This window comes from Pseudomonas libanensis (genome assembly GCF_001439685.1).
Classification (GTDB): domain Bacteria; phylum Pseudomonadota; class Gammaproteobacteria; order Pseudomonadales; family Pseudomonadaceae; genus Aquipseudomonas; species Aquipseudomonas libanensis.
Window position 1 is genome coordinate 77488 of record NZ_JYLH01000006.1, and the last position, 26605, is coordinate 104092.

Below are 26605 nucleotides of genomic sequence, written 5' to 3' on the forward strand. Positions count from 1 at the left end.
TTTCAGGCTCCGCCGTTGGCCGAGTGCAGTTCGCGCACCGGCTCCAGGGGACGGCTCAACACCGAGCGTTCGCTGCGAAAGTGCGGCAGGATATGCTCGCCGAGTCGGTAGGCTTCTTCCAGGTGCGGATAGCCGGCGAGGAAGAACAGGTCGATGCCGAGGTTGTTGTATTCGCGAATCCGCGCCACCACGTTTTCATAACTGCCTACCAGCGCGCAGCCTGGTGGGATGCCGATATAGCCGAAGCCAGCCCACACGTTCGGGTGGATAAAAAAGTCATCGAAACCCTGCGCCTCGTTTTTCTCGGCAAAACCGTGCTCATAGCTCAGTTTGCGCGCGGTGCGCAGCCCGGCGTGGGCGGCCACGGCCTTGACCACGCCACGGGCGATGCCTTCGTCGAAGAAACGCTTGGCTTCAGTGCGCGCCAGTTCTTCGGTTTCGCGGGTGATCACGTCTATCGACAGACCAAAGCGCATATCGGTGCGCCCCCATTTCAAGGCACGTTGGCGCAGGTCGGCGATCAGAGCGGTGATTTCATCCGGGTGCTCGGCACGCATCAAGTAGAAATCCGCGTGCTTGGCGGCGAACTCCCGTGCAGCGATGGATGAGCCAGCGGTGCAGATAAGTGGCAACTGCGCCTTTTTCAGCGGCGCGCGCAAGCCACCACCGTCGGCCTTGTAGAACTTGCCATCATAGTGAAATGACTCGTTGTGCCAATAGCCCTTGACCACGTCCATGAATTCGGCGGCGCGCTCGTAGCGTTCATCGTGGTCGCTGTAGTCGCCGACCTGGCGCTGGATCGCGTCCGAGCCACCGTTGATGATGTTCCATACCAGGCGGTTGCCGGTGGCGCGTTGGTAGGTCGCCGCCTGCTGCACGGCCACCCATGGGGTGTAGTGGTAGGGCTGGAACGCGGTGACGAATTGCAGGGTACGAGTTTCGCGGGCCAGCAGCGAGCACACCGTCCACGGTTCTTCGCCGCTGGGCGCGTTGACCATCAACACACCGCCGAACTTATTGATCTCGGCGGCCTTGGCGATCTGGCCCAGGTAGTCGATGTAAGTGAAGTGGTCGCCCACGCTGAACCCGGACACCGCCCCGGTGCTGTCGGGACCGCCCCGATGCCAGTCGCCACGGTTACGTGGGTCGCCCGGCAGGAACTGGGTTTCGCCGTGCAGCGGCAGGCGAGTAAAAAATTCGATGCTCATGCAAGCCTCCTGCTTACTGCGCGGTTGGGGCGCAGACTGGGGTGATCGGCTGGTCGTTGATGACTTTGTGGGCGAATGGGATCGAGTCCTTGAGCGAGGCATTGACCGTCGCGCTGTGGCCCAGGCCTTTGTACAGGTGGCCTTCGACTACGGAACCGGCGTTGCAGGCGTCCTGCATCAGCTTGACCTGGGTCGCGGCGGCTGGGGTGACGTCTTCGGCACCGGTACCGATGAACACCGGTTTGGATGTTTTCAGGGTGGGGTAGGCGACTTGCGCGAGCCACGGCGCGAGCTGTTTGCCTTTGTAATCTTTCTTGGTGTTGGCAATGCTCAGGCCCAGGCCCTCCACGTCGCCTTCCAGAGCGAACAGACAGCTAGTGCGAGCCTGTTCGAAAATGGGCAGCGCCTTGTCGGTGTAGAATTCCGCCGGGTTGATGCTCGGGTCGTATTGCTGGGCGGCGAGCAAGGTGTAGAAGCCGTAGGCCAGGGTCGGGTCGACTTTATTGCGCACTTCCTCGCTGGGGTTTTTCGCGTAGTCGAGGGTGTAGATCACGCCGGTGCCGATGCTGCCCTTGACGCCAAGGTCCGGGGCGTAAGTGGCGGCATAGGCAGCTGCGGCAAACGCGCCGGCCCCGCCTTGGGACTGGCCGACGATCAATACCTTGTCAGCCAACCCAGGTACGCCTGCAACTACGGCCTTGGCGGCGTCGAGGATGCCGTAGGCGGCCATGCGGCTGTTCAGCAGCGGGTGACCGCCGGGTACGCCGAGCCCTTGGTAGTCGGTGGCGACCACCGCAAACCCTTCTGCCAGCCAGCGGTTGAGGTACGCCACATCGCGGTAGGAGCGACCTTGCCAGGACGGTGCACACACATCTGCGACGCCGACTGTGCCATGGCCCCAGCTTGCGACCGGCCAACCACCGGCCGGCGGTGTGCCCTTGGGCAGGAACAACGCACCGGAAACCACTACTGGGGTTTTATTATCGATGCCATCGGTGGAGGTGTAGAGGATGCGTTGGGCGCTGGCGGCGTTTGCCAGGCTGATGGTCTTGTCCAGCGGTTCGCTGCGTAACAGCTTTCCGGGAATGGCTGGAATGGCCTTTTCCCAGGTGTAGAACGCCGAGACGCGGCCATCACCTTGCAGTGGGTCCGGTTTTGGGGCGTATACGTCAGCGGCGAACGCGCTCATGGACAAGGCCAGTACGCTGAGACCGTAGGCGAAAGAGTGCGGCAGTTTCATTATCAATTTCCCTATCAAGGATTGGTGCTGACCTGGCCACGCAGGGCCGGCCAGTAGTCGGTGAGTTTCAGGTCGATCAAAGCCTGGTTGGTAAAGCCGGTAGCCAGTGACGGGCCGATGTCATAGCGTCGCGAATCAGATGGTTGGCCAGGGCGTAGGCGGTGAGGGCCTGATAGTGGGCCTTGAGTTGCGCATCGCTTTTCGGCGCCCAGCGTTCCTTCCAGGCCACCGGGTCGTTTTGGTCGTCGCGGCGCAGCACGCTTTCAGCGGTACCGGCGCGAGAGGACAGCTGGTAATAGGCATCCTGGTTTTGCGGTTGAGAAATCCACCACGCGGCCTTGACCCAGGCGGTCGCCAGCAATTGGGTGATGTCTGGATGCTGCTGCACGAAAGAGTCGGTGCCCCACAGGTCGGAAATCAGGCGCCAGTCATTGTTGCCCTGTTTGGTCGACCAGATGATCTTGCCCACGCCTTTGTCTTCCAGGGCATAGGCCTCGCTGAGCAACACGGCTGCATCGACCTTGCCGGCAGATACCGCTGCCGCGCCGACCTGCGGGTTGAGGTTGGCGATCTTGAAGTCATCGAGTTTCAGGCCTTTGCTGGCGAGGAAGTTGCTGAATGCGAACTCCCAAGGCCGGCCACGGTGCAGGGCCAAGCGCTTGCCCTTGAGGTCATCGATGGTCTTGGCGCTGGAGCCTTTGGGCACCACCAGGTAAACGTTGTTACCACTGCCGCCGGGCACGATCAGCTTGCCCGGCACACCGCCGGCACCGGCGATCACTGAGGGCAGGTCTCCGCGTACGGCGAAGTCCAGGCTGTTGTTGCTGAACCCTTCGTTGATCTGCGGGCCAGCGCCAGCGTGGGGTAGGGCGATCCATTCGAGTTTCACCCCGCGCTCGCGCAGTTGGGCTTGCAGCCAACCTTCTTCGATCACGCGGCCGGCAATCCCGCCAAACACTGGCTTGCCACCTTGCGTGTAGGCCACGATAGCGATTTTTACCGAGGCCGGGGCAGCCGACTCGGCGAGCGCCGCGCTGCTTGCCAGTAGGCCGAACAGAGCGATGAGGCTTCTGTGCCAGAAATTTCTCATGAGGTTTCTCCCTACCTGAATTCAAAACCCTTTGTAGGCGCGGGCTTGCCGGCTCCTACAGGGGATCGTGTTGGGAGCGAGAGAGCAGATTGCATGCCAGCAGCTGGAAAAATCGCTCTAGACCGCGTGCTGCATGGGCTGCAGCGTTTGAGGTAGCAATGGCCTGTTTGATCTGCTGCTGGTGGACGAACACGTGGGTGCTGGCCGGTTGCTGCTCCAGCAGCAGTGGTCGGTCATGTTGTTGTTATATGCGATAAAGGAATATATAAATATTAATTTATAATTAAATGGTCTAGAGAACTTCATGCACTATTGAGCACGCGCTTTTACTGCCAGGAACGCACCATGTCGCTGATCACTCATCCTAATCCTCGCGAATTGACCAAGTCGGTGCGTGCCACCGTGCTGGTCTTCAAGGACCCGCGCTCCCAGGAATTACTGGCACGTATTGAGCGTCTGGCACCCAGCGAAGCCAATACCTTGATCATTGGCGAGACCGGGACCGGCAAGGAATTGGTCGCACGGCATATCCATCATCTGAGCCGCCGCGGACGTGAACCTTTCGTGGCGGTGAACTGCGGCGCGTTTGCCGAGACCCTCGTGGAAAGCGAATTGTTCGGCCACGAGAAAGGCGCGTTCACCGGCGCTACCACCCAGAAGGCCGGTTGGTTTGAAGCCGCCAACGGCGGCACGCTGTTTCTCGATGAGATCGGTGATCTGCCGTTGAACATGCAGGTGAAGTTGCTGCGCGTTTTGCAGGAGCGCGAAGTCGTGCGCCTGGGCTCGCGGACACCGATCCCGATCAATGTGCGGCTGGTGGCCGCCACTAACGTTAACCTTGCCGATGCCGTCGTGGCAGGTAACTTCCGCGAAGACTTGTTCTACCGTCTGCACGTCGCCACCATTCGACTGCCGCCTCTGCGCGAGCGGCCGGGCGATATCCTGCCCCTGGCGGAATTTTTTCTCGAAGAGCACTGCCAGCGACTGGGGTACAACCGCGCCACGTTGAGCATCGATGCTGAGCGAAAGCTGTTGGAACATAGCTGGCCGGGCAATATCCGCGAGCTCGAAAACGCCATTCACCACGCCTTGCTGGTGTGCCGCAACCAGTTGGTGCAGCCGCCGGATCTTCATCTGGTGGACATGCGATCCTCGGGTATTCGCCAGGATGAGGCTACCCATACTCCAGCTGCCCTCAGCGGTCCCGTGGACTTGGAAACGGCCCTCAATGCGTTATTCGAAAAGAATATTCCTGACCTTTACGAGCATATTGAAGAGACGATCTTTCGTGCTGCTTACCGATACTGCCATGGCAACCAATTGCAGACTGGGCGCCTGCTCAATATCAGTCGCAACATTGTCCGGGCACGACTGGAAAAGATTGGTGAGTTGGGAGCGTCAGCGAGAATTTAACTGATAGCTAGCCGGGGCGAGAAAGCTTAAGTTAATTCCAAAAAGATATTTATTTGTTCTTTTTAAGATCGATTAGCTTTATGTCTCTGGAAAGCGTTGCGCTCCCTGCGCGGCGCTTTTTTTGCTTCAGGGCACGGTGTTCGGATCATGGCCTGAGGCTCAGCCAATTTTCTACTCTGGGGCGAGCGCGTTGCCCGCATCCAGGGGTCGCTTGCCCGGAGCTCCTGTGACACTTATTCAAACCTCTTTGGCAACTGCCCTGATCGACTCATCTCAACAGCGTGTGGAACCCTTCAGCGATCACGCCAATGAGGCCGACGTTGTGCTTGAGTTGCGAGACGTCACCAAAGCCTATCTGCGCAAAGGTTCGTCAGTGCTGCCGGCCGTCAGCAATGTCAGTTTGAAGGTGCGGCGCGGTGAAGTTCTGTGCCTGATGGGCACATCAGGAAGCGGGAAATCCACGCTGCTGCGGCATATCAATCGCTTGATTGAGCCCTCGAGTGGCGATGTCTTGGTCGAAGGGCAGACCATCAGCGGTTTGAGCCACAAAGCTTTGCGCGACTTGAGATCGCGCCGCATCGGGATGGTGTTTCAGCATTTTGGCCTGTTGCCCCATCGTACGGTGCTGGACAACGTCGCGTTGCCCCTTGAGTTGCGTGGTGAACCCGAGTCGATTCGTCATGCTGCGGCTATTGTGCAGTTGCAGGCGGTAGGTCTGGAGGGGTGGGGCGAACATTATCCCCATGAGTTGTCCGGTGGCATGCAGCAACGGGTTGGCCTGGCACGCGCATTGGTGATTGATCCCGACATTCTACTGATGGACGAGCCGTTCAGTGCGCTGGATCCGACCATTCGACGCGATCTGCAAAGTCATTTCCTGGCACTGGTGCGTGAGCGCGGTATCAGCACATTGCTGGTCACCCATGACCCGGCCGAAGCCATACGCCTTGCTGACCGCATCGCAGTGCTGCGCCGAGGACGGCTGGTGCAATTGGGCACGCCCAAACAGTTGCTCGAGCATCCCGTTGACGCCGAAGTTGCGGACTTTTTCCGGGACTTCAATCCAACCCATACGCCCCTTCACAGCGTCGACAGCGTTGGCCTTCAGCTCCCCGAAACCGCTCCTCGTGGGCCGCACGTCCACCCCGGCTTGCGCGGGTGGCAGGCATTGTTGCTGGGGCCTGCGGCGCTTGCTGCGCGAGGCAAGGGCGGTTTGTTTTGGCTCGGCTTCGCAGTTGAGCTCGCAGCGCTAGCGGCATTGGCCCAGGGCATTGCCAGTTCATCCTGGCTGGCGATTCTGGCGGCGGTGATGGTGTTCACGGCCAGTCGTTTCACCGCGTTCTCGTTGAGCCGCCAGCCTGTGCTGCGCAACGTATCGGGTTGGGGGCTGCCTTTGGCTGTGCTGATGGTCAGTCAGGCATTGGTGATCTGGCGCGTCGTCACACCTGACGCCACCGGTGTGCTGCTGCAGTTCCCGGCCAATCGCCAGGCCTTGCTGCTGGCGGCACAGAGCATTGATGAATTCATTGGCTGGTCGCAGGTGACGTTCGAGGGGGCATTCGTCGGCGTGATCGTTGCCGTTCGCACCGTCATCGAAGGCATTGAAAACCTGCTAGGTTGGTTGCCATGGCCGGTTTCGGCACTGGCACTGGTGTTTCTGGCGTGGCGTTCAGCTGGCTTGGCGCTGGCACTGACCAGCAGCTCAGCCTTGTTGTACATCGGCCTGTTTGGCTTTTGGGAGCGAACCATTGCCACGCTGGCGCTGGTCGGTTCTTCGGTACTGATTGCCCTGGTCATTGGCGTACCCACAGGCATCCTGCTGGCGAAGCGTCCGCTTGTACGGCGGGTGATTACGCCCCTGCTGGACGTTATGCAGACCCTGCCGACGTTTGTGTACCTGATTCCTGCCGTGGCGTTCTTTTCTGTCGGCAAGACCCCCGCCGTGATCGCGACCGTGATTTTCGCCCTGGCGCCGATGATTCGTCTGACGTCGCTGGGTATCCAGGAAGTTGCGAAGGATGCTGTCGAAGCGGCGGTGGCACACGGTGCCAGTCCTTGGCAAACCCTGATCAAAGTGCAGCTGCCCTTGGCTCGCCGCTCGCTGTTATTGGGGATCAACCAGACCATCGTCATGAGCTTGTCGATGGTGGTGGTCGCTGCCCTGATCGGTGCCGGTGGCCTGGGTTATGACGTGATGACGGCGCTGCGCAACATCAAGGGCGGCGAAGGTGTGCTCGCCGGCGTGGCGATCGTCCTGTGTGCACTGATCCCTGACCGAATCATTCAATCGAGCTTGCGCAAGCAAGACCACCGGCACAACTAACTGAGAGATTTATCGTGAAGACACATCTGTCGCGTACCTTCGGTGCGGCCGCATTACTGGCCTCCCTGATTCTCCCGGCCACCGTCTTCGCCAAGGACAAAATTGTCATTGGCGAGCAGAACTGGACGGGGGCTATCGCCATTCAACACATACTTGGTGAGGTCATCAAAAGCCGACTGGATGGCGATGTGTCGTATCTGGCCGGGGATGTCGCGGTGCTGTTCAGCGCAGCCGCCAAAGGCGACGGCTCGGTCGACGTACTGACCGATATCTGGCTGCCTAATCAGTCGGCTGCCTGGGCTAAATACGTCACGGGCGGCACCCGGTCATTGGTGCCGAACACTCATCCGTATGCGGGCGAACAAGGGTTTTACATTCCCGGTTATTTGCAAGACAAGTACGGGGTCAAATCCATCTACGACCTGAAAAAACCTGAAGTGGCCAAGCTTTTTGAGCCACTGGGTGGCGGTAAGGCGGAGTTGCTGGTGGGGCCGGCGGGCTGGGAGTCGACTTACATCGGCCAGATCAAGGCCAAGGATTACGGGTTTGCCGATAAATTCGAGTCGGTGTCCACCGAAGCCTCGGTGACCTACGCCAAACTCGCCTCGGCTTACAAGGCGCAACGTGGCGTGGTGTTCTATGCCTACACCCCGGACTGGATCTTTTCGGCCTTTGACCTGCGTCGCCTGGAAGAGCCGGCATTCGACGGTTACGCCCAGGACAACAAAAAAGATGACCCACTGTACAAGGCTGATGGTTGCTGGAAATTCATCAGTCCGACCGTCGACCCGGACTGGCTGAACAAGAGTCAGATCACCTGCGCCTTCCCGGATGCCAAGGTGCATGTCCTGGCGTCCGCTGCCTTGCAGAAACGCGCACCGAAAATTGCCGAGTTTCTGCGTAATATTGCGATCGAACCTGCGCAACTCAATGAGCTGATCCTGAAGATCGAAAAGGAAAAACAGCCAGCGGACGTCGCGGCCAAGGCGTGGGTACAGGCGAACAGTGCCACGGTTGATCAATGGCTCGCCGCCTCGGCGCCGAAAGCGAGCGCGATCCAATGAGCCAGGCGTCCTTGCGTTTGCTCGATGGCGGCATGGGCCGCGAATTGCAGCGTATCGGGGCACCGTTTCGCCAGCCGGAATGGTCGGCCCTCGCGTTGATCGAGGCGCCTGACTATGTGCTGCAGGCTCATCAGGCATTTATTGAGGCCGGTGCGCGAATCGTCACCACTAACAGCTACGCGGTGGTGCCGTTTCACGTCGGCGATGAGCGCTTTGCCGAGCAGGGCCGTGCGCTGGCCGAACGGGCCGGACGCCTGGCTCGTCAGGCGGCGGCCGGTAGCACCGAACCGGTCACGGTGGCCGGGTCGTTGCCGCCGGCGCTAGGGTCTTATCGACCTGACTTGTTTGATCATCAACGTTCGGTCGTGATCCATCGCGAGCTCATCGCCGGATTGCAGGCGCACGTTGATGTCTGGCTGGCGGAAACCCAGAGTTCCATCGCTGAAGTCCGGGCAGTCGTCGAGGCGCTTGGCGCAGAATCGAAACCGCTTTGGCTGTCGTTCACGCTGCTTGATGAAGCCGGCGAGCCACCGCGATTGCGTTCCTCGGAGTCAGTCGCCGAGGCGGTACAGGTAGCGGTCGAATTGGGGGCGAGGGCGGTGCTGTTCAATTGCAGCCAGCCGGAAGTCATGGCAGCGGCGCTGGCGGTGGCGCGGGATGTCCTTCTACGCCTCGATCAAAGCATCGAGCTGGGGGTTTACGCAAACGCGTTTCCGCCTGTCAGCACAGAGGCAAAGGCCAACAGCACGCTGCTGGAGATTCGCCGCGACCTGGGCCCTGAATCCTACCTGCACTGGTCCAGAACCTGGGTAGCGGCGGGTGCCAGTATTGTCGGTGGATGCTGCGGTATCGGGCCTGAACATATTGCGCAGTTGCATGCGCATCTGCTGCCAAACGAAGCGGTTGTCAGCGCATGACTGTGAGGGGTGAGCACAACGTTTCGCGTGGCCATAATTAACTCCAGCTCTGGGCAAGCAGGTTTTTTCGATCATTGGCATTTTATGCCATTTTGCCCACGAGCCCATCGTTTGAGATTTGGATCTCTCTGCGGTGATTTTCGTTGATTACAGTCAATCCTCGTAGCCAAGCGATTTTAGGTGGTTCATTGATGATCGAAAGGCTTTTTTCCATGGCTCAGATCGCCCAGAAGTTTGCCGGCAACCGCTTCCTCTGGAATTGCGATCCCTTGGTTGTCCATAGCTGCACGGAGCTCTTTGTCCCATAAAGCCTCGATCCCGAAGGTATCCAGATCGCGCGGTCGTGTTGGCGCTACCCTCATTGCCTCCAGGTAGTCATTGCACCCGAATCGCCAAGGGATTGCCTGCCAGGTGCGCATGACATGGTTACCGATGCCGATCCCAGGCCAGTCGTAGTCGCCGTGGTAGTACAGTTGTGCGCCGGCAGAGGACAGTTGGTCGAGCAGGATTCGCTGCGCGGCGGCGGGCATGCCGTCTGTACATACTAGCGGAGCACTGTCGGCACCGAGGCGGTCGGCGGCGATGGCCACGATGTTTGGATTTTCACACACGTAAACATTGCGCCCATCTACTTGCCAGGAATATGGCTGGCGAACCAGTTGTCGCAGAGAAAGGTAGCCGGGTTCGCCTGGCAGCCAGGTGCGGGGGGCATCCGGTTCCACGGGCAGGTTGAGGAAGAGAGCAGGGCGGGCCAGTTCGTTAATGAGAACTCCCGCTCTTGACCAGACTTCGCGTAGACGCTCTTCGTTACCGTCATTGCTCTGGCCTGTCGCTTTGTCGTCCAGTGCAGCTTTCGTGCGCTCACGTAGTCGCCATGCCGACAGTACCAGGCTTGCTACTGGACGACCGGCGTCCAGTGCGTGGGCATCGCCCAGGGTTTCGGCGGCCAGTTGTGAGCGAGGCAGTCCCTCCGCCGGTAATCGGCAGAGCACGCGGTCAGCTGCTGTCAGCAACTGGCCGGCGTGCGTGGGATCGCGTCCCAGACGCTTGAGTAAAGGTAAGGATGTAGCGGTATCTTGCAGCCAGCTACTTAAGAGAGGACCGCTTGCGGCCGACGCGGATCTTGTCAGCGCCGCCCATTGCGCCGATAGCTCTTTGCGCAGACTAGCTTTGGCAACGATAGGGCCATCCAGATGCTCCAGTGCATTTTGTAGTGAATCAGCCAACCCGGCGGCTCGCAACCGCGCGTCAAGGTCGGCGATATCCAATGTCATTGAGCGCGCTATACGTGAAGGGCGGCCGGTCAGTTGACAAAGAGCCGAGTACTCCGCTGAATCAAGGTTGTTCAGCTGAATCGAGGATGGCGAATGTTCCGCATCGGCGAGTTCAAAACGACGGCGCAGGCGTTGACGTAGGGCGGCCAGTGCTGGTTCACCTAGCAGACGCTGTAGGCGCGGGTCGACGGTGGTTTTCATACTGATGGGAACCTGCGGTCAGGATCTTCTTCGAGCCGTTTAGCCCTGCCATCCCAGGTCCAGCGTGAGACAAACACCGCATCGATACCTTCACGACGCTGCAATTGGCAGATCGATACTCCAGGCAGTTCCGCGTAGCAGGCCCACTCCCGCTCGCTGGTCATGACGAAGTCCAGGTCGAACTCCCGCACCAGTCCCATGCAGTGAGCCCGCGCGGTGTCGTCGATACCGGCGAAAGCCTCATCAAGCAGTATCAAGCGTGGCGCCAATGGACTGCCGCCGTGGCCGTAGAAGCTTGCGATGGCGGCAAACAGCGGTACGGTCAGGCCAAGTGCGCGTTCGCCGCTGGAGGCGGGGCCGGACAGCTTGCGCCACTGGCCATCCTGCTGGCGCTGGATACGGAAACGGTGCCAGTAGCGATAGTCCAGCGCGTGTGCGAGTTGATCGAGCAGGCTTCTGCCGGCGCTGTCGGCGTCGGCCAGAGCGCGCTCGGCGGCGATCTGCTGTTGCAGCATGACGCCTACCGCCCGCCGATCTTCGACCGCCCAAAGGTCTGCGCTGGTATTGAGCAGGCTCTGGCGGGCAGCTTCCAGGCCAGCCGGGGCGCCGTCCTCGGTAGATAGTGGCTCCCATAGAAGGCGGTAGCGTACGCCTGTGGTGGTTGGGCGCTTGTGCAGTTCGTGGTTTATTGCCTTGACGCGGTCGTCCGCGGATCGCATCAGGCGCTGCAGTTCGGCGGCGATTTCCGCCTGGAGGTGGTTTTCCAATACTTCACGTTCGCGCGCAGATAACAATTCGTTGCGCTGGGCGATATCCTCGGCCAGCCGCAGTGCGAGCGTATCGGGGCGTTCGGCACGATTCTGGTACTGGATGGTGACGGTGATACCCCAGTCATTGGGTACCGAGATAGCCTGGTGATTCAAGGCGCTTAGGCCACGTTGGAGTTCGCTCAGGTCTTCGGCAATCTGATTCTGTACTCGAGTCCAGGTCGCGTCGTCATCGGCAATCCGGGTCAGCGCCTGCTCGATGCGGCGTGCCAAATTCAGCGCGGGGTCGATGCTCCAATGCTCGGGCAGCTCCAGGTCACGCAATGCGGCCGCCAGCAAGCCACTGGCGCAGAAGTGGTGAAGACGTTCGACGGCCGCCGCTCGGTCGTCGCTGCGCTCGCGCAAGGTCTGCTCGCTTTGGCCGACAAGCGTTGCGGCCACGGCCAGCCGTGTGTCCGTTTTGCCTAGCACCTCACGGCACGCCTCTGTGTCCTGTTCGGCCTGGGTTTGTATTGCTCGCGCGGCGCTCAGTTTGGTCAGTAGTTTTTCCACTTGCTGGCCTACGGACTGTTGTAGGGTCTCGAAGCGTACCCGTGCCTGCTCGGCCTGCTCCTCGGCGATCACCAGACTTTCGTCGGTCTGTTCCAGGATCCTGCGCGCCTCATCTTCGCGTTGCTGCTGGTGGCGCTGATCGGGCAATGCGCGCTGCCATTCGCGTACTGCCTGCACTAGAAGTGCCTGGACGACATCGAAGTATTCCAAAGCCTCTTCGGTTGCGGCTATCCGCTCGGGTTCGGAGGGGAGACGCAGGTCGGTCGCGTCGTGCTCCAACTGCTCGCGTGCCGATTGCCAGGCGTCTTCGACCTCCTGGCAACGTGCCGTCGCCATTGCCAGCCGCTGCCGGGTTTGATCCACCACGCGAGCGGCCTGCAACGTAGCAGCGATTGCATCGTGCAGAGGACGCTCAGGCGGTGAGGCTTGCCTTTCCAGATCGGCTTGGGTGCGTTCTGCGGCCAGGGTTTCGGATCGCCGCGCCAGTTGTGCTTGCGCAATGTCCAATTCAGCGAGGAGCGTCGCGAGGGCCTCCAATCGACGTTGCCGGGCCAGTTCTCGTGCGCTGCGGCCGATGTAGTCTGCCTCGGTTTTTTGCCAGGAGCCTGTCAACGGCCCCAGGCGATAGCGTCCATCGGGAGAGAGCCAGGCTTCGACATCGCCAGGCTCTTCGGTGCCATATGCAACACACGCCAGCAGGCCAGTCAGGGTTGCCTGTTCGATTGGACAGGCTTCGAGCACCGCAGGAATCAGCGCAGAGTTCAGGTCGGTACCGTTCACCGAGGTGCGCTGGCGCCAACTGTTATCCAGAAGCGGCTTGCCGTTGTCATCGTTCAATACTCCATCCGGCGACAGCCAGGCGTCGAGCAGGCCGCTAGCTTGCAGGGCGGCCTCCAATCCGGCACGTTCTGTCGTATCCAGGCTCGGGTGGAAGTCCACCAGACGCCAAAGTGGCGCGCCGTGACGTTGCAGGCGCACACCTCTGGCACGGGTAGGCGGCTCGGGGGGGAGTGCATCCTCGCCGGCGGCCAGGCGGGTGCGCTCGTCCTCGATATCGGCGCGCTGTTTGTCCAGATCTGCAAGGCTGCTGTCCAACGCCGCCTGTCGGTCGGCGTGTCGTTGCAGCGTCTGGCGCCAGGCCGTATCCATTGCCGCTTGTACCGGGTTGTCACCTTCCGGGCGGGCCACCCATTCGGCCAATTGCTGCAAGGTGGGTTCAGCCTCGAACCGCAACTGTACAAGGTTTTTGCAGAGCTCGGACCAGGCATCAAGCAGTGCGCCTGCCTGCTGTTCGGCCTGTTGGTCGGCCTGCTCGCGTTGTTCCAATGCAGTGTCCAGCTCAGTACGAACGGTGCGGACGTTCTCTTGGGCGTTCGCCCGTGTGGTTTGGTGCTGGTTGACCTCTGCGTGGCGTCGGCGTAGATGCGCGATGTCCCGGCGTCGCTCCCTAACCTGCTCACGCAAGGCCTCTTCGGCTGCCCTGTGCCCGAGCGGTAGTTCTGCGAGTACTTCGGCTTCGAGACTGAGTAGCGGATTGGTCGCGACGTTGGCTGCAATGGCAATCGCTTCGGCTGCATCTTGCGTACAGGTGCGTGCCTTTTCCAGTTCATCGCGGGCCTGGGTGGCCTGGACGATCCGTTGCTGGTTCAGGTCTATTTCGCTGATGAGTCTGGTGCGGGCTTCATTGCGTTGTCGGGCCGCCGCAAGCGCTGCACGTTGTCGTTCGGCGGCATTGTTTTGTTCCTGGACGAGACGGTTGGCGTCCTGGTTGGCAGGGTCGCTCTGGAGTGTCTCGACTTGCTCCCGGGCGGCCGAATATGCCAGCTTTGCAGCCTCGTATGCGGCTTTGGCGGCATCTTGCTCGTCTTCTGCGCCGGCGAGCTCATCTTGCGCTCGGTTACGCGCCTCGCTGGCATTATCAAAGGCGGTCTGGGCCTGGCGCAGTTCACGCGCCTGGCGTCTCGCTAACATACCGGCGTAGACGCGGTAGCGCTGTTCAAATTGAGTGACGGTTTGTTCCAATCGGCGCGCATCTTCCAATTGAATGCGATCCTCTTCCAACTGGTTGAGCGCCTCGGCCACATCGCTCAACAGTTCAGGTGCCAGCGGAGGCAATGACTCGCTCAGCGCGTTGGAGAGGCCAGTCTCGTCGGGTTTCTTCGACAGCTGCGGCTGACGTAGCTGGATTAGTGTATCCATCAGAGCATCAAAACGTCGTGTGCCCAGCTGGAACAGGCGCTCATCCACAGCGCGACGATAGAGTTGGTGGTTTTCGAACAGTTGGCCTCGTCCTCCCAGTGCATCGCGCAGGCGTTCGCGCGTGAGAACCTGGCGCTCCGCAGTCGTCAGCCACAAATCTTCGCCGATACGTGGGTCCGCTGTCGTACCGTCGCCTTCGATGATGAAAAACCAGCTGTCCACCTGGGACCGACCATCGACTGCAGACATGCCAACCCCCAGAGTCAGGTAGCGGGGGCGGCCATCGTGCTCGCGCCGGCCGAACTCGATCCAGCTATAACCGATGCGGCGGGGATAGGTGCCGACCAGGAGGTTCCAGGCCATCTTCTTACCGCTGTCACCGTCAGGTTCGACGCGTGAGGAGCGCAATTGTGCGTCCAGCAACAGTGGTAGAGTCAATGACAACACCTTTGACTTGCCGGTGCCGTTATTGCCGCGTAGCAGTAAATGGCCGTCATGGAACCAGAACTCCTCGCTGTCGTAGTGGAACAGTTCGACAAGGCCCAGGCGTAGTGGCTGCCAGCGCTCGCGTAAAGGTTCGGGTAGCCTGGGGCGGGAGGAAGTGATGAAGAGATCGCTGCTCATGCATTGGGCTCGGGTAGAAACAAGGATTCGGTGCTACGGGCATTGCGCACCTCGGTCTGCCCGAGTGAAAAACGAGCAATGGCGGGCAATGGACACACATCATGCCCATCGCGCAGCATCAGACCCAGACGGCATAGGCGCGTGATGGCGATCTGCGTTAGCTCGTGTTCGGCGCCAGGCGCGCGTGCCGACTTGCGCCAATAACGGCCATAACGCTCCGTGGCCTGGCGCAGGAACAGAGCAATGTCGCTTTCGGCCACTCGCAACGGCGCGCGCTCTTCCCGCAGGCGCCGAGCCAAGTGCTCAGCCACCAGCAGGGTTACATGAGCCTCGGTGCCTTCCGCCGGCATGGACACATCAGTGAGCTGCCCGCTCTCGTCGATCAGCGCCAGACCTTCGGCACGTTGCTCGGCAACCAATCCGGTGGCTTCGCACAAACGACTGGCGAGAACACCGCGCTGATTGACGAAATAGCTGCGCGCCTCTTCGTCCAGAGTGTCGGTGTACAGCACCGGATCGTCCAGCAGGCGGCGCGCCAGGTAATGGCGTATGGCATCGCGTCGGCCTTGTTCGCTATCTACCGTAAAGCCGGTCACCAGCGCATTTAACCGCGCCTGGGTGTTGCCCGGGGTATCCTCTGCGTTCCAGGTCGAGGGCCCGCGCACCGCCGCCAGCAGGCCGGCCAGCAGGCGACGATGAATATCGTAAAGCGCGTCGGACTGTGGTCCGCTGCCGTCCTGCACGAAGCTTTCCTCCTCGCCGGCGACACGTTCCAGGATGCCCTGACCCAGGAGCGTGCGGCAGACCATGACCAGTTCGCGTCTTTCGTTAGCACCGTTCAGGGTGAAGGTGAATCCCAAGGCTTCCAGCGCAGGGTCGGCGGCTTGTTGTACGATTCGTCCGCCAATTTGTCGCAGGGTAATTTGTGGATCCGCTCGTTCCAGTACTGCTGCAGCGAGACACAGCAGTACGTAGCAACGCCGGTCGTGGTCCGGCAGGCCGCGGGTCGGGTCGGACAAATCGGCTGGACGCTTGAGCAGCCGCGCACCCTCGCGGTCCACATGTAGTGGCCAGCCGGCCTCGCGGGCGAACCACTCATGAAGGCGGTCGGCCTGACGCCGTACGGCGGGAAAGTCGGCGTGCCCTGGCGGCATGAGCGGACACATCAGCAGGCTGCGCAATGCCCGGCGAAATTCGTCCTGCTGTTGCGCCTTCTGCGTTTCTCCGACATGCCTGGTGTCGCGGCGGGATGAGGCAATAGTCATGACCTTTCCTCGGTGAGCCGGATCGTTAATAGATGATCACGGCCGGAGAACACCCCGGCTGCCGTGCATATGCGGGCACGACTGTCTTCAGCCAGAGGCTCCAGGCGAATGTGCAACAGACCGTCGCCCGTCTGTCGCTCGACAGAACTACTCGGGTCGTGCTGCTCGGCCAGTGCCTCGCCAAGCAGTCCCAGGAAGAGGCTGAAGGCAGGCGCATCGAGCTCTCCCAGCTCCGACAAACGCGTTGTGCGACCGGTCGCCAGTCGCCGACGCGCAGCCTCGACCTGACGCGACTCCTGTGCCAGTTGCTGAGCCATCAGGGCGCGATCCCGGCTGCGATCCCGCACCTTAGCCAATGCGCCTCGCGGCGCGGCTTCGCCATACTCGCGCAGGCGAGGATTAATGATCAGCGGCGGAGCATCCAACCAGGAAGTGCTCGCCGGCACGTCTTCGGCGTCAGCAACCTCGAGCGAGAAGTGACGAGCCGGCTGCAGGGCGAATGCCGCACGAGCGAGGCGGTGGGCATCGTCGTCGCTGTCGCAGGCGGCGAACCACTGCGCCAGAACCCGGAAGTCGGCTGACCGGTCGCTGCGCCCGCTGCGTCGCTCATTAATCGTCGCAATGGCGTTCAAAAGTTGTGGAATCGCTGAGCGCGCACGCGCACGCAGTAGTTCTGCCTGAGGCGGTTCGTTACCGGTCGGCAAAAACCAGCCGCGCAATCCTTTCCAGCGTTCGCGCCAGATCTCCCGGCGACGCTGTGTTTCCTCGACCTGTTCGCCAGTACCGTTGGGCGCTGCGTCTCGTGCCTCACGCGCAGCCACCTGAAGCAAGATAGGGTCGATGGAGACGGACAATTCATGCAGTATGCGGGCGATGGCATCGGAGCGACGGATCAGATCGCCCATGAATCGCTCGAGATAGTCGATTAGCCGTCGCTTATAGGCAACCAAAGTGGTTGCGTCGGCTTGCTGCAGTTCCAGGCTACGTGTCACTCCGGCCATGAATGCCTGGGCATTTTCGGTGAGTCCCTCAAATACTCGCACTAGGTCGCGCAGGATCTCATGCGCCTTGGCAGTATCCAGGTTGCCAGACGACTGCGCCTCAGCTACCAATTGCTGCAAGGCTCGCAGGCGGCTGTCGATGTCCTCTAATGCTACTGTCTGCAGTTCCGCACGATGGCGCAGGCTGTGCGCGAATGCGAGCAGGCCCGTCTCTACAGCCTCGCCGCCGTGCGAGAGTCGATAGAGAAAACGTGCCCGGTAGTAATCGTTGAGGGTGGAAACACGCGTCATGTCCGGTTGTGATTCGAGGTTACCCCACATAGCCAGTTGGCTCAGTGCGGCGGCGACTTCCTCATGAGACGGTGGTGTCCGGTGGCCCCAGTTTGCCTCGGATAGTACCTCGTCAGGTCGTAATTGCAGACGGTACTGGCGCTTGGCGGCGGCGAACACCTCCATAATGGCACGATAGATGGACGCCTTTTCTGCAGTGGCGTGGCGAAACAGGTCTGCTGACGCCTCCGGCCAGTATGTGTCATGAGTGATCAAGTTTCGCCTCGGTGTCCTGCCGTGATCGATAAGGCCATTCTTCAGATCTCTTCGCTATTTGCCAAGCTTTGCCTTTGAGCCATATTTTTACTTCATTTTGTACGGCGATGCGTGATCGGTTGCAATGTCCTGAAGTAGGCCTATAGCCCATCCAGTGTTCCGGCAGTGATGGACATCTTCCTGTCAGCGGCCTTCGCCGCGCTGGCGGTGTTCAATGACCTCACCGCCAGCACCTCAAAATTCAACTTCGTCCAGCACGTACTGAGCATGGGCGCCCCATTCTCCGGCAAGGCCGCCATGTCGCGTGCGCTGCCCGCACCGGATGTCGGGCTTACTTTGTGCAGGTCAGCCGCGAGTACGTCGGCGGCTCAAGCAGGATGCCCGGGGTCATGAATGTCGAGCAGTTGAATACGCGTCCCTTTGCTGTCGTGGCTTTAAATGTCAGTTCAGCACCACCCAGGAAGTCTTCCTTGCCTTTGGTCACTGGGCCCATGGTCAGCTCATCCGTTGAGGCGAGGCCGATCGCTTCGGCGGTGACTTTGTGCATCTGCAGGACATTGGGGGTGGTGGAACAACCTGTTAGCAGGCTGGCCAGTGCAAACAATAAGAGGGTGGTTGAGGTTTTGGTCACGGGTGTGGCTCCTTGCGAGTGGCGGCGGTAGCGAGCAGGCAGTTTTGCTACATGCCGCCTGTTCGAATCTTCGAAGGGACAGGGATTTGCCCTACGGCTGCGGAGTCTAGGAACACGTAATTGCTCCCACAATCACTTGGACGAAATCGAGACGGAACCCACGGCAGATATTTCTGGATCTGTAGGAAATCAGCTACAGCAGGGTCTATCGTCCCGTTGTTGCTTATCGGCCACACGGCTGGACTCTGACTGATCAAGCTATTGGAGCGGCCCCTGTCCGATTGCAATGAGCGCATTGTCGTGTTCAACCGACGAGGCTTTGCAGCATAGAAATTGGGCTAGGTGAGCGTCGTGTTTATACTCAGCGAGCCCGCATCGTGAACGGGGCAAAAAACACAGGGAGTTACACAAGGAGCAAGGAATGGCCTTTGGGCAAGGGAAAAAAGCGTGTATGGCGCGACAATCAATGACCCTTCGGGCTGTCAGCGCGGAATGCTCCGGAGGGCGTCTGCGGGTGTTGTTGAATGAGTGCAACATCTCGCCAATGGATTTCGCACTGTTTTTGAAGATCAGCCCCCAGCGGCTGAACAACTGGTTTGCACGGGGCATCCCGCACTCGCAGCTCGATCGGATCGCACGACTGTTGAGCGTCAACGCCCACTGGCTGAAAACAGGGGGCTGAGGAGAGGTTCCTGGCGACAAGAGCTGGAGCACACAGCAGAGAGCCCGCGGCAGGCGATTGGCTTACGGCGTGACGGCTCGCAACGGTAATTAACTTCTGAACGGTAGGGTGTTGGCGACAGGCTCCCGGCAACGTATCCAACCCCGCAGGTACTTCATCGTCGCCGCCCCATGACTGCGTCACTTTTTATGGGTGAGGGCATTCGGACCCGCTGGTTTCCCTGACCGCAAACATCAGGCATCGCACGGCTTCACGATCCTGTTCCGACAAGCAACGGTAGTAGCGCACCAGTTGCTCTTCCTCTCGGGTGAGCTGGTGGGGGTGCAGGGATGTACCGGGGGCAGTACGCAGTGTGGGGGAGTGTGGAGTACTTGGCATGATCCTGATTCTTCATGAAATGAATGGATATGTGGGCTTCTTGCCCAGAACAACTGAATACATAACGTTTATTTTGGAAAAGGGCTCGTTATTTTTTGTGACTGTTGGGTATTTCAGATGGGGCTGTCGGAAGTGTTTGGAGGAGGTGTAGGAGTGATCTTTCTAGGCGGACTGGATAGAGGCACGGTTGAGCTCAGAGCGCATCACGTTGGCATCCATCATCAGATTGGCGATGGGGGTATATCTATCAAAAACGGGACACCTCCTTGAAGGCGCTGGTCAAATAGCGCATGGCTACACGGTCGGCTTCCGACAGCGTGCGGAAGTGCTCAATCAAACGTGCTTCTTCATCCGTGAGGATGCGCAGCCGACGCCTTGGCCAAAATACAAAAATTAGCTGTGAAACCCCTTTGTTTGACGACATGAGTCTTGTTCTCTATCGTGATAAAACAACTGATTGTGTTGGGTGCCCTCGACCATGTCTGGACAATCTGATCAAACAAATGACGGGCGTTTGAGCAGAGTGTAGAAACCTGGTTTGAATTGTGTGAAATATTTTTTTACCGATAATTTTGTTGTCAAAAAGCGGGCATGGCGTCGACCAAGACGCGTCCGGTTGGCTATGCTTGATGACCCCAGGCCTGCTGCGAAAAGATAATAAAGAAGAGTCCTGGAAAGGGGCTCGAAGAGGCAGCGATCAGGATGGCAAACCCAGTCGATCCCCCGTGCGCCCAGTCCGGAATGCCCCCGACTTTAGAGTCAGACGCGAAGGCAGAGCATTGGCGTCGTGTTCGCGGAGCAATGGCGCCGACGGTCAGTACTCATCAAGCAGGAACACTCCAGTAAGGCGGCCCGTTCGGTGGAGGTGCAGAGGACCAGCCGTCGCTGATGGTGTAGGACGACAGCAGGTAGCCGCCGCCACCGGCGAGATTGGCTTCGGCGCTGGAGCGTTGATCGCCAGCTTTTTCATAGACCGACAGTTTGCTCTCGCCAGGGGCGCCACCCGGCGTCGGGGGCACACCACCTTCGCCGCGGCCATTGTATAGCGCCTTGGAAATGATCGGCCGGTCGATGTCGCCGTTGACGAAATGCACCAGGACTTCTGGTCAATGCGCGGCAGAAATTGGGCGCCGAAGCCTCTGCCCGCGAACGCCTGACCGACGCGGATCCAGCAGGCACCGCTGTCGTTTTCGGCCTGCCAATGAAAGCGCACCCTGACCCGACCCAGTGCATCGCAGTGCACAGGCCCGCTGCTGCCGGGCGTGGTTTCACCTTCGGGGCCAACGACTATGGCGGTCTGCGGCCCATGAGCGGTCGGGCGTGGATTCAGGCGTTGGCCGGTGCCGTCGACGAGGGTAGGGCGCCAACGCTGGGTGTGCAGTACCGCGCGAAATTGCTGGGCGAAACCACTGCGGTCAGCTTCACTGAGTACTTCTGTGTCGAGCGTTTCCAGGCGCAGCAATGCTGCTGTATCAGCATCCAGTTCAGGCACACCAAATTCCAGATTATTGATGCCGTAGCTGCGTACTTCGGTGAACAGAAAATCCTGCATATCACGCATATGCTCGGCAGCGGCCCAGGGCGTCTCGCCGAGATGAAACCGCGTGCCGGTCCGGGCGCTGCGCACGGCGCCGCGGCCTTGCCAGGACGCTTGTTCAGTGTGCATCGCTTCGATATGCAATCGGGTGTAATGCTCGGCTTCGTTGAGGTTGGCGAAGGCGTAGTCACCCACCGGGTCATAGCTTTCCAGACCTTCGCGTTCCGGGCCGATGGGGCGCGAGGCGCTGATGGCCTGGCGACTTTTATAGTCGCAGCTCAATAGCGTGACGCGGTGGCTGCCCAATTGATGGACGCGGCCCATGAACTGAATGGTGTCCTGTTCTTCTGTCGCATCGGCGCGGTGAAAGCGTAAGCCGGTGGCACCAGCGGAAGTCGGGTCCTCAGGCAGCATGGGGCTGTCACCGAAGATGACCAGGCGATGTCCGGAGGGGCTCAGTTCATCTTCGACGAAGCAGTAGCCCAAGCCTTCCTCGGCCAGCAGTCGCTGCACGAAGTCAAAGTCACTCTCGCGGTACTGCACGCAATAGCTACGGGGTCGCACCGCGCTGAGCAGTTGCACGGCGTCGCTGGTGAAGCGCCAGCTGGCGTAATCCGCATACCCTGTGAATACCTGGTCGATGATCTCCTGCACGGTCTTGTCTTGGAACACCCTTGAGCGAAAGCTCTGGGTCAGGATCCACAGCCAAGGCACCAGTTGCACATGGTAGCGGGTCAGCGCGCCGTCGCTGCCGATGCGCCGTGCCACATTGACCAGCCCACTGCGCCGGCACTGACGGCTATCCGCCAGGGTGGTCAGCAGGGTGAACTTTTGGCCGAGGAGGGTGTTGAGCGGCAACGCGTGGTCGCCGGTCAAGGCCAGTACATCCCAGCGGTAAAGATCGGACAGCACTTCATAACCGGACCAACGCTCTACATGAAGTTGGTCTAGTGTTGATTCAAGCGAGTGCAGGCGTGTGTGACTGATAATGATCGGTGCAGTTGTGCTCATCGGCGTTGAAATCCGTGTCGTACGCTTTATGCCTGCTGCTAAGCGAAAGTTTTAAGCGCAGGCTTGTCTGGTGGAAAAAACACAGTGATGATTATCTGGCGTAGTTTCTGACTGGGCGTAGTGTAATCACTTACAACAGAATATTGCATCACCGGCAGGGGGTTTTAGTGTCTGATCTTGAAATTTTGTTACGTGCTATAAATGGCTTACATGGTGAGGGAAAAGATCTTACATACTCGTCTGAGTTTGATGAAATACAAAAACTCCGGGAATTTGATGATCCAACGTTAGAGCAAGGTGAGTGGGTTGCCGATCTTAAAGTCGCTAATTGGCCGGAAGTAGTTAAACGGTGTTCGAAACTGTTGCGAGAGGATAGTAAAGACCTGCGTGTTGCAGGATGGCTGACGGAGGGTTGGGTCTACACCCAGGGATTCTCAGGGCTGGCCCAAGGCTACAGCTTGATTGCAGGGTTGGTTGAGCAGTACTGGGACGACTTGTTTCCCGCCATCGAGGACGGAGACGATGTTGAGCAGCGGGTTGGTTGTCTGGCGTGGGTGCTCAAGCAGAGCTTGCGCTGGGTGTCCTCAATTCCTGTGGTGGATGATGGTGTGCGGCCGTACACGCTCTCTGACTATGCCGTGGCGCACCAGCGATCTGGCGGTGCTCGCCTTGGGGATTCCGAGCATGTAACGCTGGAGCAGTTGGAGCGTGCCAGGGCTGCAACGCCGGTAGGGTTCTATCAACACCAATGGCTTGCAGTTCAGGAGGCAGTCGCTGCGCTAAGCGGTCTGGAGCACCAGGCAGTGGCGCGTCTAGGTGATCAGGCGCCCAGGTTTGCCGCAATCCGAGAGACGTTGGACTCCGCTTGCAGCAGTATTCAGCGGTTGGCCAAAGAAGCGGGTGTGGATGTGCGTGGGGGGGAGGAATCGAAAATTCCAGTGCTTGAGCAGCACTCCAGTCACTTGCTGCCTCCTCCTGCTGCGCCGTCAGTAACTGATGTTCAGGTCGCGGTGTCAGGCATTGCTTCGCGCGAGGAGGCGCTGAATCGGCTGCGCGAGGTGGCAAATTACTTTCGTCAGGCTGAGCCCCATAGTCCGGTGGCTTACATGGCAAACCAAGCGGCTGAATGGGGGGAGATGCCTTTGCATGAGTGGCTCAAGGTGGTGCTGAAGGATGACGCCGCACTGGTTCGTCTGGAACAGGTGCTGGGTGTGGCCAAGGCTGCCGAAAGTGGCGGCTGACCTCTGGGTTTACTGGTGGTCAAGGCGAGGGGCACAAGCTCACCGAGCCCGGAAGGTCGGCGCAAATACGCTGACGACAGTCAATGCCCGCTTCGGTGTTGGCTGCCGGGCAGGCTTTGATACGTTCTTGCAGGGCTTTGCGAGTGGGCGGGGAGAGGTCGTTGTCCGGGCTTTCGATATAGCTCATCAGAGCAATCAGCACGTCTACATCGCTGGCGCGAGGTGAGGAAGTTGTGCTGTTTGCCGAGCGTGCGGCAGGGGTTTTGTGGTGAGGTTTTGCGGCTGGGGTAGGTGGTGTTTTGCTGGGAGGTGGGCTGGCGCCGGTGGCGCTGATGAGGTTTGCGGGTTGCTCCGTAGGGGCTTCGTTAAAAATCTGGGCGGACTCACTGATCATTGGTGGTGGCGTTTGCTCGCTCATGGAGGGCAAATGGTCGGGGGCATCTGTGCTGCTGGCGGTATAAGCCTCTGTGGGATTTTCAGCGACTTGAGGCGCCGAATCGAATACCCAGGCCACGCCGGTTGCGAGTGTCAGCGCGATGATGCTCAGCCAAATGTACAGAGTCTTCCTTGAGCGGGTGCTGGACTGGCCTGCGTTGTTAATCGGGCGGATATCGGGAGTGCTGCCGTCTTGAGCGTCCGCTAGCAAGCTGGGCGCTTTTGAATGTGCGTTACTTGATGTCACGGCATCGATTCCGGTATTTGGCGGCTGTTTCGCCAGTGAGGTGGTGTGCGCTTATTTGCGGGCTGGCAAGTTTGAGTGGCGCAAAATGTTGCCAGGGATTTAGGCGCAGCTCTATTTAATTTTCAATGCTGTCATTTTGATGGTGCGTCAAATTGGGGTCGCCGTTTGACGCTGGCTCTATATTTTTTTTTGAGGCGGGTTGTATACTTCATGCTATTGCTCGTAGTTTTTTGTTTGACCGCAAGTGCGATTGTTTACTTGTGGTGGTTGTTGTTTCCTGAGCGCGTGTCGGCATACTCAGGATCAATAGGATGCCTCCTAAAGTCTTGTAGGAAGATTCTCTTTTCGGGCGTGGGAAGTTCTGTTTCTGTTTCTAGCAGTAGTGTTGCTCGCCTTGGATTTAGTTGTAGGCGCTGGTTATTGCCACTCGTTCATTACCAACGCCTCCTTTGGCTAATGCTTCTCTTGCTGCTGTTGCCGCCCGCATTGGTTTTCAATTTGCGCGGGACGGTGGAGCTCGAAGGGTATGGCAGCGATGTTCATCGTGGAGAGGCGCCAAGCTTGATTGCAGAGCTGTTGCGTGGTGAGCGGTTGGTGCCGCCCCGCGCGTTGCCGCCGCAGGTGTTCACCTCCCGAGAGGTAGAGCGAATTCGACCCCGCACCGGCGCGGCAGACAGGTCATGGGACAAGATGGATGCCGACTTCGTCCAGCGCCTGCTGGTGGTTTACAAGGTGATGTTGGAGCGCCATGGGTACGAAATGGTGTTGCTAGAGGGCTATCGCAGCCCGGAACGGCAAGACGTTCTTGGCCTCCTGCCAGGAACGACCAATGCCAAGGCCTGGCAGAGCTACCACCAATACGGTCTGGCGGCGGACAGTGCGTTTTTGCGAGAGGGGAAGTTGGTGATCACCGAGAAAGACCCTTGGGCGATGCGCGGATACGAGTTGTACGGGCAGGTCGCTGAAGAGCTGGGTTTAACCTGGGGTGGCCGCTGGAAACTGATGGATTTCGGGCATGTGGAACTGCGCACTGCCGGCCGTGGGCCGTCGGCCAGATCCACGCCTCAACCCTGAGCAGATGCAGTGCTTGGGCCTACATGGAGAGCGAAGATGACGCGACCTTTGATTGTAAAAGGGGATACGACCAGCCACGGCGGGATGGTGATGGAGGCCAGTGATGATTCGACGATCAACGACAAGGGCATTGCCCGCGTAGGTGATCTGGTGGCTTGTCCTGTCCATGGCCCCACAGTGATAACGACTGGCGACGGCGACTATGAGGTGGATGACAAGGCTTCGGCCCGCGACGGTGATCTCACCACATGTGGCGCCGTGTTGATTGCAGGCCAATCCACGACGTACAGGCCGTAAGTATAGGGCGAGCAGGAATGGAATCTGATGTTTAAACGAGTCCTTGGCTACAAAACGCTGTGGGTAGTGTTGGTCTTTGCCGGTAGTTGGGGCTTTACCCTGTGGTCCTGGCGTGACCATTACCGTCTGCCGACGGCGGAAGACATTGTCGCCCACTTTTTGGTGATACCCACGGCGCTGTGCCTGGGGTATTGGGGGTTGTACCAGGGCGTTGAGTGGCTGAAGCGCCGCCGACAGCCGGGGCCTGCGGAGGATCTGGCGGATGTTGAGCCGATGCTGGCCGCTGAACACGTCATGCCAGTTCAGATACGGGATTGGAGCCTGTATTTGCCGCTTGGCGATGAGCCTGCCGGGGTTATCGAAGCGCTGAAAGCGCGTGACCGACCGGCTCTTCACCCCACACTGAAAGACACAAACGGGTTCCCACGTCGTATTGCCTGGATTGATGCCTTGAGCACTGAGGATTTCATCGAATCAGGGCAAGACGATCCGTTACCCATCGATGTTCGACGCGCATTACTGTTGGCTTCAGAGGTTCTCGAACCTTTGCTGATGCGCCACTTGGAGCGCGACAGTATCGATGGGAGCGAGCTTCGAAGTCCCTTGCCTGTGCATGTCCTTGTCCCCACTCGCTGGTCGATCGATACCCAAACAACGACACGCCAATGGCTGGCATCCGCCTTTACGCCGTTCTCCGAGCATGGCCTGGAGTGCCCCGTGTTTGTTCACGGTGCGAGCGACACTCGCCAGGTGCTGAATTTTATCGAGCAGTTGCGCCATGCCGAGGGTTTGGACGCGAAGTCCCATCTACAGGTCGTGGTCGCCATTGATTCGTTTATCCAGGACGATGCGCTACTTGAGGCGCTGCCGGAGGTCTCCGGAGAGGGGGCGTGCGCTCTGCTGATCGCATGTGGGCTCCCCACGGCCACAGGGCCCGTAGCGGCGATTATTCATCCGTTTCGCAGCGAACAACGAGCGCAATCGGCGGACTTGCCCGGAAAGGTGCGAGCGGCGACGCTCCAGCGCCTGCTCGAGCAATACAGCATGGACCTTCCACTGGTCAGTGTGGTGATCGCCGATGCGGATCAGCGTACCTCTCGGCAGACCGAAATCTTGGCTGCTTTGCACGCAGCGCTTCCCGAGTTGGACCCTATCGATGAATGCCTGAGTTTGCCGGTGTGCTGTGGGGAGATGGGTGCAGTGACAACGCTGGCCTCATTGGCATTAGCCGCGTCAAACAGCCTTGAGGCGCAGCAGGAAACCTTGCTGGTGTCGGTTCAGGATCCCTTTTGGCGAGCAGTCTGCCGCATTCAGCCCTCGCCGCCACCGGCTCCAAAGCCTCTTCAAGACTTCGCATGAATTTGCGTATCACGTTAGCCCCGGGAACT

The 26605-nt window shown here is 59.5% G+C and carries 20 protein-coding genes and 1 pseudogene; 10 read left to right on the top strand and 11 right to left on the bottom strand.

What is annotated here, in order from left to right; translation table 11 throughout:
• Window positions 1–2: 2 nt before the first annotated feature.
• From TU73_RS11320 to TU73_RS11330, 3 genes and pseudogenes are all read right to left on the bottom strand, one after another.
• Window positions 3–1208 carry an LLM class flavin-dependent oxidoreductase gene (locus TU73_RS11320; RefSeq protein ID WP_057012254.1) on the bottom strand — a complete coding sequence of 402 codons (1206 nt, stop codon included), beginning with the start codon at window positions 1206–1208 and terminating at the stop codon, window positions 3–5.
• Window positions 1209–1221: 13 nt separating this feature from the next.
• Window positions 1222–2448, bottom strand: coding sequence for an alpha/beta hydrolase (locus TU73_RS11325; protein WP_057012255.1), 1227 nt, complete (start codon window positions 2446–2448; stop codon window positions 1222–1224).
• A 14-nt stretch (window positions 2449–2462) separates the two neighbouring features.
• Window positions 2463–3538, bottom strand: a pseudogene (locus tag TU73_RS11330) (ABC transporter substrate-binding protein).
• 345 nt (window positions 3539–3883) lie between these two features.
• Here TU73_RS11330 and TU73_RS11335 point away from each other — a divergent pair.
• The 4 genes from TU73_RS11335 to TU73_RS11350 all read left to right on the top strand — a co-directional run bounded on the left by TU73_RS11335 (window position 3884) and on the right by TU73_RS11350 (window position 9255).
• Window positions 3884–4951 carry a sigma-54 interaction domain-containing protein gene (locus TU73_RS11335; RefSeq protein ID WP_057012256.1) on the top strand — a complete coding sequence of 356 codons (1068 nt, stop codon included), beginning with the start codon at window positions 3884–3886 and terminating at the stop codon, window positions 4949–4951.
• A 283-nt stretch (window positions 4952–5234) separates the two neighbouring features.
• The gene (locus tag TU73_RS11340; protein WP_231984829.1) at window positions 5235–7274 is read left to right on the top strand and encodes an ATP-binding cassette domain-containing protein; all 2040 of its coding nucleotides are present in this window, start codon (window positions 5235–5237) and stop codon (window positions 7272–7274) included.
• A gap of 14 nt (window positions 7275–7288) precedes the next feature.
• The gene (locus TU73_RS11345) at window positions 7289–8338 is read left to right on the top strand and encodes an ABC transporter substrate-binding protein (RefSeq protein ID WP_057012257.1); all 1050 of its coding nucleotides are present in this window, start codon (window positions 7289–7291) and stop codon (window positions 8336–8338) included.
• Window positions 8335–9255 (top strand): homocysteine S-methyltransferase family protein, encoded by a 921-nt coding sequence (locus TU73_RS11350; protein ID WP_057012451.1) that lies wholly within the window; start codon window positions 8335–8337, stop codon window positions 9253–9255. Before TU73_RS11345 ends, TU73_RS11350 begins: the two co-directional genes overlap by 4 nt.
• A 185-nt stretch (window positions 9256–9440) precedes the next feature.
• Here TU73_RS11350 and TU73_RS11355 read toward each other — a convergent pair whose 3' ends face one another.
• The 4 genes from TU73_RS11355 to TU73_RS11370 are packed head-to-tail and all read right to left on the bottom strand — an operon-like array spanning window position 9441 to window position 17684.
• The gene (locus TU73_RS11355; RefSeq protein WP_057012258.1) at window positions 9441–10730 is read right to left on the bottom strand and encodes a TIGR02679 family protein; all 1290 of its coding nucleotides are present in this window, start codon (window positions 10728–10730) and stop codon (window positions 9441–9443) included.
• The gene (locus TU73_RS11360; protein WP_057012259.1) at window positions 10727–14872 is read right to left on the bottom strand and encodes a TIGR02680 family protein; all 4146 of its coding nucleotides are present in this window, start codon (window positions 14870–14872) and stop codon (window positions 10727–10729) included. The genes TU73_RS11355 and TU73_RS11360 overlap by 4 nt, the downstream gene beginning before the upstream one ends.
• Entirely contained in the window at window positions 14869–16137 is a 1269-nt protein-coding gene (locus TU73_RS11365) for a TIGR02678 family protein (RefSeq protein ID WP_057012260.1), read from the bottom strand. The genes TU73_RS11360 and TU73_RS11365 overlap by 4 nt, the downstream gene beginning before the upstream one ends.
• A complete protein-coding gene (locus tag TU73_RS11370; RefSeq protein ID WP_197674130.1) occupies window positions 16134–17684 on the bottom strand; it encodes a TIGR02677 family protein in 1551 nt (516 codons plus the stop codon). The genes TU73_RS11365 and TU73_RS11370 overlap by 4 nt, the downstream gene beginning before the upstream one ends.
• Window positions 17685–17852: 168 nt before the next feature.
• On the opposite strand from TU73_RS11370, the gene TU73_RS28255 reads away from it, so the two are divergent.
• Window positions 17853–18077, top strand: a complete 225-nt coding sequence (locus TU73_RS28255; protein WP_082642580.1) for a DUF2165 family protein — start codon at window positions 17853–17855, stop codon at window positions 18075–18077.
• Here TU73_RS28255 and TU73_RS11375 read toward each other — a convergent pair.
• On the bottom strand, window positions 18016–18315 hold the full coding sequence (locus TU73_RS11375; protein ID WP_057012261.1) for a hypothetical protein: 300 nt from the start codon (window positions 18313–18315) through the stop codon (window positions 18016–18018). The genes TU73_RS28255 and TU73_RS11375 overlap by 62 nt on opposite strands.
• Before the next feature lie 421 nt (window positions 18316–18736).
• Here TU73_RS11375 and TU73_RS11380 point away from each other — a divergent pair, with 421 nt between their 5' ends.
• Complete coding sequence (locus TU73_RS11380) at window positions 18737–18997, top strand: helix-turn-helix domain-containing protein (protein ID WP_057012262.1); 261 nt, start codon at window positions 18737–18739, stop codon at window positions 18995–18997.
• 625 nt (window positions 18998–19622) lie between these two features.
• Here TU73_RS11380 and TU73_RS28945 read toward each other — a convergent pair.
• Window positions 19623–19799, bottom strand: a complete 177-nt coding sequence (locus TU73_RS28945) for a hypothetical protein (RefSeq protein ID WP_156421212.1) — start codon at window positions 19797–19799, stop codon at window positions 19623–19625.
• Between the two features lie 390 nt (window positions 19800–20189).
• On the bottom strand, window positions 20190–21923 hold the full coding sequence (locus tag TU73_RS11385) for a type VI secretion system Vgr family protein (protein ID WP_231984809.1): 1734 nt from the start codon (window positions 21921–21923) through the stop codon (window positions 20190–20192).
• 167 nt (window positions 21924–22090) lie between these two features.
• On the opposite strand from TU73_RS11385, the gene tssA reads away from it, so the two are divergent.
• Entirely contained in the window at window positions 22091–23164 is a 1074-nt protein-coding gene (gene tssA, locus TU73_RS11390; RefSeq protein ID WP_057012264.1) for a type VI secretion system protein TssA, read from the top strand.
• 19 nt (window positions 23165–23183) lie between these two features.
• Here the strand turns inward: tssA and TU73_RS28950 are convergent, their stop codons facing one another.
• Window positions 23184–23846, bottom strand: a complete 663-nt coding sequence (locus TU73_RS28950; protein ID WP_156421213.1) for a hypothetical protein — start codon at window positions 23844–23846, stop codon at window positions 23184–23186.
• Between the two features lie 456 nt (window positions 23847–24302).
• Between TU73_RS28950 and TU73_RS28260 the strand changes: the two genes are divergently transcribed.
• The 3 genes from TU73_RS28260 to TU73_RS11410 are packed head-to-tail and all read left to right on the top strand — an operon-like array spanning window position 24303 to window position 26576.
• Window positions 24303–24920, top strand: a complete 618-nt coding sequence (locus TU73_RS28260; RefSeq protein WP_231984808.1) for a M15 family metallopeptidase — start codon at window positions 24303–24305, stop codon at window positions 24918–24920.
• 36 nt (window positions 24921–24956) lie between these two features.
• Window positions 24957–25217 (top strand): PAAR domain-containing protein, encoded by a 261-nt coding sequence (locus tag TU73_RS11405; RefSeq protein WP_048365494.1) that lies wholly within the window; start codon window positions 24957–24959, stop codon window positions 25215–25217.
• A gap of 27 nt (window positions 25218–25244) precedes the next feature.
• Window positions 25245–26576, top strand: coding sequence for a hypothetical protein (locus TU73_RS11410; RefSeq protein WP_057012266.1), 1332 nt, complete (start codon window positions 25245–25247; stop codon window positions 26574–26576).
• Window positions 26577–26605 lie beyond the last annotated feature (29 nt).